Origin of the sequence: Aurantiacibacter rhizosphaerae (genome assembly GCF_009807005.1) — a bacterium.
In the GTDB taxonomy this organism is placed as follows: Bacteria; Pseudomonadota; Alphaproteobacteria; order Sphingomonadales; family Sphingomonadaceae; genus Alteraurantiacibacter; species Alteraurantiacibacter rhizosphaerae.
Window position 1 is genome coordinate 375,967 of sequence record NZ_WUBR01000003.1, and the last position, 11,727, is coordinate 387,693.

Sequence of the window (11,727 nt, forward strand, 5' to 3'; positions counted from 1 at the left end):
GGTCAGTCCAGCCCTTCGCAGAATGCCTTGTAGGCAGCTTCGTCCATCAATCCCTCCAGCTCTGCTGTGTCCGAGATGCTCATGCGGAAGAACCAGCCCTCGTCTTCGGGGCTAGAGTTCACCAGTTCCGGCTCTTCCTCCAGCGCGGCATTGCCTTCGGTCACGGTGCCGGAAATCGGCGCGTAGACGTCGCTTGCCGCCTTCACGCTTTCGACGACGGCGGCTTCCTTGCTCTTGGCAAGTTCGGTGCCGGATTGCGGCGTTTCGACAAAGACGATGTCACCCAGCTGGGCCTGCGCGTAATCGGTGATCCCGATGGTGGCGGTGTCGCCTTCGATGTCGATCCATTCGTGTTCTTCGGTGAAATAGCGTGGCATCTCAGGCTCCTTTGCGGGCATAATTGTGGGGGACGAAGGGCAGGGAAGTGACAGTCGCGGGCAGGGATCGCCCGCGAACCTCGATGGAAAGCTGCGTGCCGATTTCGGCGTGTTCGCTGTCGATGTAGGCCATGGCGATCGGGTGGCCGAGCGTGGGCGAGAACCCGCCGCTGGTGACGGTGCCGATCATGGCATCGCCGCAATGCACCGTCGCGCCTTCGCGTGCTGGCAGCCGGCCTTCCAGTGTCAGGCCGACGCGGACCTGCGCGCTGCCATCCATCGCCAGCCGCGCCATGCAGGCATCGTGGCCGATGAAGCCGCCGCTCTCCCGACGCGATTTGGTAAGAGCAAAGCCCAGCCCCGCGCTGACGGGATCGGTTTCCTCGGTAAGGTCATGGCCGTAAAGAGGCAGCCCCGCCTCCAGCCGCAGACTGTCGCGCGCGCCGAGTCCGGCGGGCTTTACGCTATCTATTTCCAAGAGGGCATCGGCAAGCTTTGCCGCGTGGCTGGCGGGCAGGCTGATTTCAAAGCCGTCCTCCCCGGTATAGCCCGATCGCGCGATGCCGACCTCTACGCCGTTCCATTCTGCCTGCGTGCTCTGCATGAAATACAGATCATCGGTGCAGCCGGGAATAACACGCTCCAGCGCTGCGGCAGCTTCGGGGCCTTGCAGGGCGAGCAGGGCGCTGTCGGCAAGGTGGTTCATCGTGATGTCGTCCGGCAAGTGTTCGCGCAGCCAGCCGATATCGTCCCACTTCATCGCGCCGTTCACCACCAGCGTGAATGCCTCCACGCCGTCCCGGCTGGAGTTGGTCACCATCAGATCGTCCAGAATGCCGCCGCTTTCGTTCAGCAGCAGGGAATAGCGGATGTGGCCGGGTTTCAGGGAGGCAAGGCTGGCAGGCAGGATGGCTTCCAGCGCCGCACCCGCACCATCGCCGCTGACGATCAGCTGGCCCATGTGGCTGACATCGAACAGGCCGGCCTTGCTGCGCGTCCACTCGTGCTCTGCCTTGATGCCTTCATATTGGATCGGCATCTCATACCCGGCAAAGGGCACCATGCGTGCGCCGTGATCGCGGTGCCACTGGTCCAGTGGCAGCTTTTCCGGCGGCAGGTCTTCAAAATCTTGTGTTTCGCTCATCGTACAGGTTCCGGACGCGGCTTGGCAGTTCCCGAAATGCGGGACCTTTCACCACGCCCCCTCTGTCGGGAAACCTGAGAGACTTGACACCGGCCCTGCAAAACAAGGCCTGCGCTTACCCCTTCGGTGGCTTGCCGTGCTTTGTTATCGGCAAGCGCTTTCCAGAGTGCCTGAACTGATCGCGCGGTCCATTTCGCCTGAGAGTTTCCGGGGCGGTTGCTCCTTCGGCGTCCTTGACGGGAAGATGCCAAGACACTCTCCCGCGCGTCCAGCCGACCTGCATATATTTTCACATATGCGAATCGACAAGCGAGTCCCCTTTGGTGCAATGAACGGGCCCGGTCAATCGCGAAACGATGGTTTATCAGACCAAATGCAATTGGGCCCGGAAGCGACAGTTGCGCTTCCGGGCCCAGCTACAGCCGGTGGCTTCCGGCCATGTCGCTTGCGATCGCGTCTAGAAGTCGAACGAGGCGGTTACGCCAACTGTCCGGGGCTTGCCCACGCTACGCACATAGGGGCCGTTTCCGGCATAGAGTGCGGCGGGATAGTAATATTCGTCGAACAGGTTCTTGCTCCACAGCGTGACCTTCCAGGCTTCGTCGATATCGCCAAGGTAAAGGCGCGCGTTCACCACCGTGTAGGCTTCGGTATCGGCGTAAACCCCGCGTGCCACGTTGCCGCTGGTATCGTCCTTGTAATTCGCATCGAAGCCGAAGCCCAGAAGCAGCGAATTGCTGACTTCGAAATTATAGTCGACCCCGCCGTTAAGCTGCCATTGCGGTGCCTGCGCCAGCGGCAGGCCGGATGCATCGAAAGTCACCACGTTTGGCCATACGCTGGCGTTGGATACCGCATCCCATTCCTTGATCTCGGTATGCAGATAGGTTGCGCCAAGGAACAGGTTGAGGCCGTAGGTGGGGGACCATTGCATGTCGATTTCGGCACCGATGATCTCTGACTTGGGCACGTTGTCGATACCGCTGATATTGCCCACGAAGCTGACGGCCAGACCCGGCTCCTGCTTGTTGCGGTAATCATAGTAGAAGGCCGAGAGGTTGAGCTGCATGGAATCATTTAGCAGCGTGGATTTCAGCCCCACTTCATAGCTATCCAGCGTCTCTGGCTCATATGCTTCCAGCTGCGAGGTGGTGTTGGATGCAGCACCGTTGAAACCGCCGGATTTCACGCCGTGGCTGAAGGTGGCATAGGTGAGGACATCGGGCGTGATGCGGTAATCCATGCCCAGCTTGTACATCCAGCGCTTCATGCGGATCGTCTGCGTGTAATCGTGGAAGGCCTGGTTGACGTCAGGCGTGCCCAGCAGATCGAAGATATAGGTGTCGGACGTGGGGATATCGTCGATGGTGGCGCAATCGCCCGCGCTCAGCGTGGCACCGAACTGGCCGTTGATGAAGGCTGCCAGCGATCCATCGCCGGTATCATCGGTGCAGCCGGTCCAGGTGCGCTTTTCATCGGTGTAACGCAGCCCGCCGATCAGGCGCAGCCCGTCCAGCACTTCGTATTCCAAATGGACGAAGGCCGCCTTGGACGTGGTTTCCTGGTAATAATCGGTATCCAGCGCCAGCACCGGCGTGTTGTAGAACGGCGCATCCACCGCGCCGAAGACGAAGGCGGCATTGCCATAGAAGGAATCCGGCATGATGAGCTTGTAATACTCATCCACGCTGTCCCACGAATAATAGAGGCCCGCCACCCAGTTGAGCCGGCCAAATTCACCGTTCAGGCGCAATTCCTGCGAGAACACCTCGATGGCGCTTTCCTGATAGGTGTTGCTGTCAACCGAAGGGGCACCGTCGGCATCGCCATATTCGACGCGATCGAACTTGTCGTACCCGGTGAGCGAGGTGATCGAGATATCGTCGCTGAGCGGATATTCGAACTGCGCGGCAAGGTTGATAAGCTCGTTATCGCGGCGCGGGGTCACATTGCGGGTGACGCCTAGGCCATCGGTCCAGGTCGTGCTCCAGTCGGCGGCCTGGTTATCTCCGGTGGAATACCACGGCGGATCTTCGCCAGCCACGAGATAGGGAAACAGCTGGACATAGGGCAGGGCGAATTCCTCATCGCCCACAAGCGTGCCGTTATAGGTGGTGTTCGCCTTGTTTTCGGATTGATCGCGCAGATACTGCGCCTTCAGATCCAGCTGGCCTTCGCCCACATCGATGCTGAGCAATCCACGCACCGCATAGACATTCTGCCGACCCAGCGTGTCACCATCGCGTGTCAGGCTTTTCTGCCAGCCCTTGCCGGATTGGGTGGTGGTGAAGGCCAGGCGTCCGCGCACGCCATCGGCGATCGCTCCGCTCACATGGCCGTTTACATCCAGCGTTTCAAAGCTGGAGAGGCCGAGGCTGATATTGGCGTCGAGCGTTTCGGTCGGCTGGTTGCTGATATAGTTGATCTGGCCGGCAGTCGTGTTGCGGCCATAAAGATCACCCTGTGGCCCTTTCAACACCTCCACCCGCTGAAGATCGAACACCGCGCCCCGGCTCATCACGGTGTAAGGCACCGAAATGCCATCGAAATACAGGCCCACGGTGGAAGCGGCGGCGGTGGAGTAATCCTGGAAGCCGACGCCGCGCAGCGTGTAGACCGGCAGGCCCGTTGGCCCTGTGTCCGACACGGTGAGGCCGGGTGTGATCAGCGCCAGATCCCCTGCATCCTGCACGCCGCGATCCACCAGCGAATCGCCAGAGAATGCCGAAAGGGTGATGCCCACGTCATTCGCGCTCTGCTGCCGCTTCTGGGCTGTCACCACGATGGTATCGAGCGAATTTGTCCGGGCCGGTGCGGTTGCGGGTTCGTCCTCAGGTGCCGTGTCCTGCGCAAGGGCAGGGGTGGCGAGCATTGCGACAGACGCTGTGCTGGCGAGAAGGGCGGCGAGCTTTGGCTTGGGCATTTGCGTGAACATTGGATTTAATTCCTCATGTTTGAGCGGCAATATTTTTGGACATCTGAATGTCATTAAACCGTAAAACAGGCTAATCGCGGTGGAGAACGTGACAACACCTATTTGCGGTATGTGATCAATTTAACGTGATATATCACGTAATGTGGCAAATTTGGCACAGGCGCTGTTCTGTCGCGCAAAAGTGGCCGCAAATGGTGGGGTGGCCGGGGGAGGGTTATCTCCACCCGGCCTGGGGGGAACTGGTTCAGGCTCGGCCTAAAGGCCGTGAGCGGCGGCTATCTCGTCAATGATCTGCGATTGCAGCGCGTCAAAGCGCGGCTCTGGCTGCCATTGCAGGGCCAGCTCCAGGAAAGGATCTTCCACGCCGCAGCTTTCATCCGCCAGCGCCTCCACCAGCGCATGGCCGCAAAACGGCACATAGGCTTCAGCATAACCGCCTTCATGCACGCCCACCAATCGGCCTCCGCACAGGGTTTGCGCGGCCTCCACCATCGCGCGCGTCATGGCACGATAGCTTTCGCTGTGCAGTTGCATGCGCGCCAGCGGATCAACCGCAGAGCCATCGAGGCCGCTGGCGATCACGATCAATTCAGGGCGAAAACGTTCAAGCGCGGGGACCACGATCCGCTCCATCGCCGCCATGTAGGAGGCATGGCCGCCGCCCGGCAGCAGCGGGATATTGATATTGGCACCCTCGCCCTTGCCGCTGCCGCGTTCGTCCGTGCCGGAATAGCCGGGCGGGAAGCAGCGATCCTGATGCAGGGAAATGGTGAGCGTATCGGGATCTTCGTAATAGATCGTCTGCGTGCCATTGCCGTGATGCACGTCCCAATCGATAATCGCGACCCGGCCCAGCTGATGCCTGGCGCGCATCGCCTCCACCGCGATAGGGATGTTGGCCAGCAGGCAGAAGCCCATCGGCGTATCGGGCAGGCAATGGTGGCCCGGCGGTCGGGAGAGGGAATAGGCGTTCTCAATCTCGCCACGCAGCACCGCGTCCATCGCGCCTTTCGCAAGCCCGGCCGAAAGCGCGGCAATCTCGAACGATCCGGCGCCGAAGGGCGCGGTCACGCCAAGATCGCCGCCGGTCGTATCGCTCAACTGCTGGAATGCATCCAGATAGGTGGCGGGATGGATGCGCGCCATGTCCTCCCGCGTCACCGGTTCTGCAGAGCGCATGTCCAGCTTTGCCGCCAGGCCCGACACCTGGATCAGCGACAGCAGGCGACGTTTTGAATCGGGCGATTCAGCAAAGGCCGCGCCCGATGGGGGCTGCACCCATCCGCCCACCGGCATCACCAGCGCATGCATGCCGCCGGTGTGCCAGAATGTCTTTTCGTCGGTGAAGAAGCCTGTTCTCGCCATTGCTCGCCTCTTTCGTTGTGGATCAGGAAATCATGGTCTGGATATCGGTGTAGGCGTGCAGGCCCTCCTGCCCGAACTCCACGCCGATGCCGGACATCTTCGTTCCGCCGAATGGCGCATCGGGGCGGATCATGCCGTGCTGGTTGATCCACACGGTGCCGCATTCCAGGCGCTGCGCCACCGCCTTGGCAGCCTCTGTATCGCTGGACCAGACGGAGCCGCCCAGGCCGGTTTCCAGCGCATTTGCCTTGGCTATGGCATCCTCGACGTCGGAATATTTGATGATGGGCAGCACCGGGCCGAACTGCTCCTCGTCCACCAGCGGGTTGCCATTGTCGAGATCGGCGATGATGGTGAGGGGGAAGAACAATCCATCGTGTTCCCCGCCGCCCAGCAACACGCGGCCTTCCTTCGCACCGGCATCTGCCAGAGCCTTCACCTTGTCATACTGCATCCGGTTGGCGATCGGCCCCATGACCGAACCTTCGTCCAGCCCGTTGCCCATGGGAATATTGGCGGCATAGCTGACCAGCGCATCGCACACCGCGTCATACACATCCTCATGCACATACAGCCGCTTCATCGCGGCGCAGGTCTGGCCCATGTTGATAAAACCTGCCCAGAACAGCCCTTCGGCAATGGCGGCGGGATCGACATCGGGCAGCACGATGCCTGCATCGTTCCCGCCCAGTTCCAGCGTCAGGCGCTTCATCATCGGGGCGGCGGTGGCGGCAATCTTGCTGCCCGTGGCGGTAGAGCCGGTGAATATGATCTTGCGCACATCCTTGTGCGCAGACATCAGCGCGCCGAGATTGGCGGCCTTGTCATCCCCTGTCACCACGTTCACCACGCCTGCGGGCAGCACCTGGTTCATCAGTTCCACCAGCAGCAGCGTGGAAAGCGGCGTGTAGGGAGAAGGCTTCACGACCACCGTATTGCCGGTGCGGATGGCAGGCAGGATGTGCCAGGTGGCAATCAGCGCAGGCCAGTTCCACGGCGTTATCGATCCCACCACGCCAATAGGCTTGCGATGGACGGCTACATTGCCGCCGTCCCCCTCTGCCAGCGTCTGCTCCCCTGCCGCGATGCTGGAGGTGTAGCGCGCCCAGGCGGCAATTCCGCCAGCTTCGAAGCGGGAGCCGACACCGCCCAGCGGCTTTCCCTGCTCCATGGTGATCAGCCGGGCCAGTTCCTCGGCATGCTCATCCACCTTGTCCGCAATGGCGAGGCAGGCCGCCGCGCGATCGGCATCGGGCGTGGCGGCCCATGCGGGGAAGGCGGCCTTGGCTGCCGCCACTGCTGTTTCCAGATCGGCTGCGCTGGCTTGCGGCGCCTCGCCCACGATCTCGCCGGTTGCCGGATTATATACGCTGAAAGTCTCGCTTACCGGATGCTTTGCTCCGTCGATGAACATGGCGTATTCCTGATTTTCCATAGCAATCTCCAGCGATCAGCTCGCTTCTTGGGTGAGGGGGGTGGCCGGATGGCGCGTCGATTTGCGCCGCATGGCAAGAGCCGCGCCAACCAGGCCGACGGTAACAATCACATAGGGGAAGGCGTTGACCACGGGGCTGTCCGATCCGGCCAGCTGGGTAAGGTTGGTCACCACCAGCCACAGCAGCGCAATCAGGCCGATGATCGAAAGGGCAGGGGCAAGCACGGTGGCCCACAACCCGCCCGAATGCTCCGGCCCGCGGAAGAACACGATCACCGCCAGCGATACCAGCACCTGCACAGCAAGAATGCCGATCACGCCCAGCGCCGCCATCCAGGCGAACACCACGCTATAGGGGTCCTGCCCGCCCAGCATGAAGGCCAGCACGATCAGCGCAGCCATGCCGCTTTGAACGGCGCCAGCGATATAGGGAGAGCCGTGGCGGGGATGCACGCGGGTAAGGGCGCGGGGCAGAATGCCTTCGCTGCCCATGGCGTGCAGATAGCGGGCGATGGTGCTGTGGATGGAAAGAACGCAGGCAAACAGGCTGGTGATCAGCAGCACATTGGTAAGCTCTACCGCCCAGCCGCCCAGCTTTTCGGCAACGGCGTTGAAGTAGAAATTATCTAGATCCCCCAGCGCGGCGGCGGAAACCTGCGTCGGCCCGTAGAACTGCACCACGGACCAGGTGGAAAAGGCGTAGAACAGCGCGATCAGGGAGACGGCGATATAGGTGGCGCGCGGGATTGTGCGTTCCGGGTTTTCAGCCTCTCCTGCAAAGATGGTCGCCGCCTCGAACCCGATGAAGGACCCCACCACGAACACCAGCGTCACGCCCAGGCTTGGCACCAGTACGGTGTCGGGCGCGAAGGAGGTGAAGCCCAGCCCTTCCGGCCCGCCGCCCGACAGCACGATGGAAATGTTGAGCACCATCAGCACGGCAACCTCTGCCACAAGGCACAGGCCCAGAACCCGCCCGCTCAGCGCGACGTTGCGCTGGCCAAGGGCGAACACCAGCACAACGGCACCAAGCGCGCAGGCCCACCACGGCAGATCCAGCCCGAAGCGGGCAAGGGTGCCGCCAAGGAAGACGCCGAACAGCGCATAGATGGCGATCTGGATAGCGGTGTAGGTGACGATGGCGATCATCGCCCCGCCAACGCCAGCGGGCCATCCCAGCCCCTTGGCGATATAGACGTAAAAGGCCCCTGAATCGCCGACATAGCGGGTCATGGCGGTGAAGCCGGATATGAACACCAGATACAATACGCCAACCAGCACAAAGGCACCGGGCACCCCGGCGCCATTGCCGAAGGCAAAGCCGGCAGGCGTGGCCCCGATCACCGCTGCCAGCGGCGCGGCCGCGGCAATCACGAAGAACACGATGTGGGTAAGGCTGATGGAGTTCCTGGCGAGCTTTCCAGCGCCATCGCTTGCGTGGGGCGTATCGTGGGACATCAGGGTTCCTTGCTGTCAGCGCCGGCAGATCGGGCGGTGAAGCGCGAAAGACGGTAGGGGGCGGGATCGACTAGCGGGGCGTGACCGGTGGCAATATCGGCGGCGAGCTGGCCTGCGGCTGGCCCGGTGCCAAAGCCGTGGCCCGAAAACCCTGTGGCAAGGGTTAGGCCGGGCTTCGCGGCAACCTCGTCAATCACCGGATTGTTGTCCGGCGTTATATCCATCGTTCCGGCCCAGCTTTGCGCGATTTCGGCCTTGGCGAAGGCGGGCCAGGCGGCAGCGCAATTGGCCAAAGCCTCTCGCGCGATATCCGCATTGGCGTCGGGATCGGTGATGCGTGTCAGTTCAAAGGGGGATGTGCTGTCCCCGGTCCAGCGCCGCGGGCTGTTCCAGTCATCCAGAAACGGCTTACCCAGTTGATAGCGCAGCATGCCTGCCGCGTGCTTCAGCATACCCCAGTATTTCGTCCCGATCAGCAGGTGATCCAGCGTGATCGGCGCGCCCAGAGCGGCGCGGTGGGTGATGACGAAGCCGCCATCGGCATGCTTGCGGAATGAGAAGTCCGGCGCGCCCACGGCGATATCGGTCGGCCCGTCCATCGGGGCTGTGCGCAGGGCGTAGCAGATCAGCGGCAGCGTGGGGTACGCCACGCCCAGATTGTCCAGGAACCGCCGCGATCCCATGCCGCCTGCCAGGATAACGTGATCGGCCGCGATCTCGCCCCGCTCCGTCACCACGCCGCGCACCTGCCCGCCACTGGTGGAAAGGGTGCGCACCGCGCAGTTCTCGATAATTTGTGCGCCTTTTTCCATGGCGGCGCGGGCGATCATGGAACTGGCCAGCGTCGGCTCGGCATAGCCATCGCTGGGGGTGTAGACGCCGCCCTGCCAGCGCACCGTTCCGCCCGGAACCAGCGCGTCCACCTCGTCTGCGGTCAGCAGGCGGCTGTCGGGGGAGACTTCGCGCGCCGCCTCGACCCAGTTGCTGTACATTGCCATCTCAGCGTCGCTGCCAGCAACGAACATGATGCCGTTGCGGCGATAGCCAAGATCGGAGCCGACGCGTTCCGGCATTTTTGCCCACAGAGTGTCCGCCGCGGCGGCGATTGGCACATCGGCCACGGCGCGGTTGGTCTTGCGGATCCAGCCCAAATTGCGGGACGATTGTTCTGCGGCAATCCGGCCCTTTTCCAGCACCACGGCGGGTATCCCCCGCTCTGCCAAGGTGAGCGCCGCCGTCAGCCCCACGATCCCGCCGCCGATGATCGCCACGCTGGTGGAGCGCGGCATTTCCTGCGACGTGGTGACGGGGGATATGGCTGGGGCCGGCATGGGGCCTATCCTTGCCTGGGGGTGATCATGGGCATCCCTCAGCGCGCCAGCGAGACGGTTTCGGCTGGCAAATCCGCCGCGCCGCGCCAGGCCGTCACCTCGATTTCCACCTTGTAGGCATCGGATGCCATCGGCGGGCAGGTGACGGTGGTGACAGGATCGATGCCGCGAAATTTCGCGCCGTGCACTTCCATCACCGCATAGGCATCGTCTGCGGATTTCAGATACACCCGCGTCTGCACCACATCCGCCAGGCCCGAACCTACGGCTTCCAGCGCGCGCTCTATATTGGTGAAAACCTGGTGCGTCTGCTCCAGCAGGTCTTCGGGAATTTCCTGCGTGTCAGGATTGCGCCCGGCGGTGTTGGATAACAAGATCCAGTCACCCACTGCCACGGCGCGTGAATAGCTGGAAAACTCTTCCAGCTTGCTGCCGGATTTTACCCTGGTGATCTTGGTCATGGCCATTGGCTCCTGTCTCGTCGCCGCGCTCAACGCAGGACGGGTTCGTCCCACAGCTTCAGCTTGGTGCCGATGCCGCGAGCGATTGCATTGCGATAAATCTTGGTGCCCCAGGCCACGTCCTCCACCGGCATGCCGCCGACGGACAGGATGATGATTTCCTCGTCATTGTTGCGGCCCGGCGAGTCTCCGGCGCAGATCGCGCCGAGATCTTCCAGTTGGTCTTCCGTCATCTTGCCCTGCTCGATCATGTCCATGAAGCGCACGCCGATCACGGGGATATGGTTGTGGGCAGGGCGGGGAACCTCCTCGAACCAGGCCTTGTAGAGACCGATATTGTCCATCACCTTGCGGACATCGGCCTGCTCCATGCCTGCGTCGATCTCGCAATAGGCAGGCATGGACAGGAAGCAGCCAGCTTTCAGCCATTCGCGTTTGACGAGGGGATATTTCTTCGGGTCGCCCGTCTCTCCGGACGAGCAATAGGTGACGATATCCGCATCGCGGCACAGCGTTTCCAGATCGTCGACCATTTCGATTTCGGTGATCTGCGGATATTCCTCGCGCGTCCAGGCGATGAAGCCATCGATGCTCTTCTGGCTGCGGCCCAGGATTTTCAGCGTATCGATCGCGGGGCAGGTTGCCATGAACGCGGCCAGGGACGTCTTGCCCATCACGCCGGGCCCCTGCAGGCCGACGACGCGGGAATCCTTGCGCGCAAGGTGGCGCGCGCCCACTCCGGGAACGGCGCCCGTGCGATAGGCGGACAGCAGATTGGCCGACATATAGGCCAGCGGTGCGCTGGTGTCGGCATCGTTGAGGGTGAACATCAGGATTGAGCGGGGCAGCCCCTTCTCCCGATTGGCAATGTTGGAGCCGTACCATTTGACGCCCGCCGTGCCGTAATCGCCGCCCAGATAGGCGGGCATGGCCATGAAGCGCCGGTCTGCCGTTGGCTTAGGCATGGTCGGAAAGGGGGAGAATTCGGGGAATGTAATCATCGCCCCGTGGCTGTCGCTGTTGGGCCCGGCCATGCGATAATCGCCCGTGTGCAGCAGCACGAACATATCTTCGATGGTATCGACACAGTCGGCCATGTCGGTGACACCGGCTTCAATCATATCGGCTTCGTTGAGGTAGATGAAGTCGATTGCAGGAAGGTCAGTCATTTGGTCTTATCCTTGAACGCTACGATGCCCTGACAAACACTGGTTTGCACCG

General features: G+C 62.1%; 9 protein-coding genes and 1 riboswitch. All 9 genes read right to left on the reverse strand.

The window, feature by feature from the left end:
* Positions 1-2 precede the first annotated feature (2 nt).
* The gene (gene gcvH, locus GRF63_RS14085) at positions 3-377 is read right to left on the reverse strand and encodes a glycine cleavage system protein GcvH (protein WP_160486669.1); all 375 of its coding nucleotides are present in this window, start codon (positions 375-377) and stop codon (positions 3-5) included.
* Position 378: 1 nt separating this feature from the next.
* Positions 379-1,521 carry a glycine cleavage system aminomethyltransferase GcvT gene (gene gcvT, locus GRF63_RS14090; RefSeq protein ID WP_160486670.1) on the reverse strand — a complete coding sequence of 381 codons (1,143 nt, stop codon included), beginning with the start codon at positions 1,519-1,521 and terminating at the stop codon, positions 379-381.
* Between the two features lie 174 nt (positions 1,522-1,695).
* Positions 1,696-1,794, reverse strand: a riboswitch (glycine riboswitch).
* A gap of 184 nt (positions 1,795-1,978) precedes the next feature.
* The gene (locus GRF63_RS14095) at positions 1,979-4,456 is read right to left on the reverse strand and encodes a TonB-dependent receptor (RefSeq protein ID WP_160486671.1); all 2,478 of its coding nucleotides are present in this window, start codon (positions 4,454-4,456) and stop codon (positions 1,979-1,981) included.
* 255 nt (positions 4,457-4,711) lie between these two features.
* The gene (locus GRF63_RS14100) at positions 4,712-5,821 is read right to left on the reverse strand and encodes a class II histone deacetylase (protein WP_160486672.1); all 1,110 of its coding nucleotides are present in this window, start codon (positions 5,819-5,821) and stop codon (positions 4,712-4,714) included.
* 22 nt (positions 5,822-5,843) lie between these two features.
* On the reverse strand, positions 5,844-7,256 hold the full coding sequence (locus GRF63_RS14105; RefSeq protein WP_202131755.1) for an aldehyde dehydrogenase family protein: 1,413 nt from the start codon (positions 7,254-7,256) through the stop codon (positions 5,844-5,846).
* A gap of 15 nt (positions 7,257-7,271) precedes the next feature.
* On the reverse strand, positions 7,272-8,714 hold the full coding sequence (locus tag GRF63_RS14110) for an APC family permease (protein ID WP_160486673.1): 1,443 nt from the start codon (positions 8,712-8,714) through the stop codon (positions 7,272-7,274).
* Positions 8,714-10,045 (reverse strand): NAD(P)/FAD-dependent oxidoreductase, encoded by a 1,332-nt coding sequence (locus tag GRF63_RS14115; protein ID WP_160486674.1) that lies wholly within the window; start codon positions 10,043-10,045, stop codon positions 8,714-8,716. Before GRF63_RS14115 ends, GRF63_RS14110 begins: the two co-directional genes overlap by 1 nt.
* A 38-nt stretch (positions 10,046-10,083) precedes the next feature.
* The gene (locus GRF63_RS14120; protein ID WP_160486675.1) at positions 10,084-10,506 is read right to left on the reverse strand and encodes a RidA family protein; all 423 of its coding nucleotides are present in this window, start codon (positions 10,504-10,506) and stop codon (positions 10,084-10,086) included.
* Between the two features lie 29 nt (positions 10,507-10,535).
* Positions 10,536-11,675 (reverse strand): ornithine cyclodeaminase family protein, encoded by a 1,140-nt coding sequence (locus tag GRF63_RS14125; RefSeq protein ID WP_160486676.1) that lies wholly within the window; start codon positions 11,673-11,675, stop codon positions 10,536-10,538.
* Positions 11,676-11,727 lie beyond the last annotated feature (52 nt).

Coding starts and splice junctions, on each gene's coding strand:
- gcvH (WP_160486669.1), bottom strand. CDS start 377: ATGCCACGCTATTTCACCGAAGAACACGAATGGATCGACATCGAAGGC.
- gcvT (WP_160486670.1), bottom strand. CDS start 1,521: ATGAGCGAAACACAAGATTTTGAAGACCTGCCGCCGGAAAAGCTGCCA.
- GRF63_RS14095 (WP_160486671.1), bottom strand. CDS start 4,456: ATGTTCACGCAAATGCCCAAGCCAAAGCTCGCCGCCCTTCTCGCCAGC.
- GRF63_RS14100 (WP_160486672.1), bottom strand. CDS start 5,821: ATGGCGAGAACAGGCTTCTTCACCGACGAAAAGACATTCTGGCACACC.
- GRF63_RS14105 (WP_202131755.1), bottom strand. CDS start 7,256: ATGGAAAATCAGGAATACGCCATGTTCATCGACGGAGCAAAGCATCCG.
- GRF63_RS14110 (WP_160486673.1), bottom strand. CDS start 8,714: ATGTCCCACGATACGCCCCACGCAAGCGATGGCGCTGGAAAGCTCGCC.
- GRF63_RS14115 (WP_160486674.1), bottom strand. CDS start 10,045: ATGCCGGCCCCAGCCATATCCCCCGTCACCACGTCGCAGGAAATGCCG.
- GRF63_RS14120 (WP_160486675.1), bottom strand. CDS start 10,506: ATGACCAAGATCACCAGGGTAAAATCCGGCAGCAAGCTGGAAGAGTTT.
- GRF63_RS14125 (WP_160486676.1), bottom strand. CDS start 11,675: ATGACTGACCTTCCTGCAATCGACTTCATCTACCTCAACGAAGCCGAT.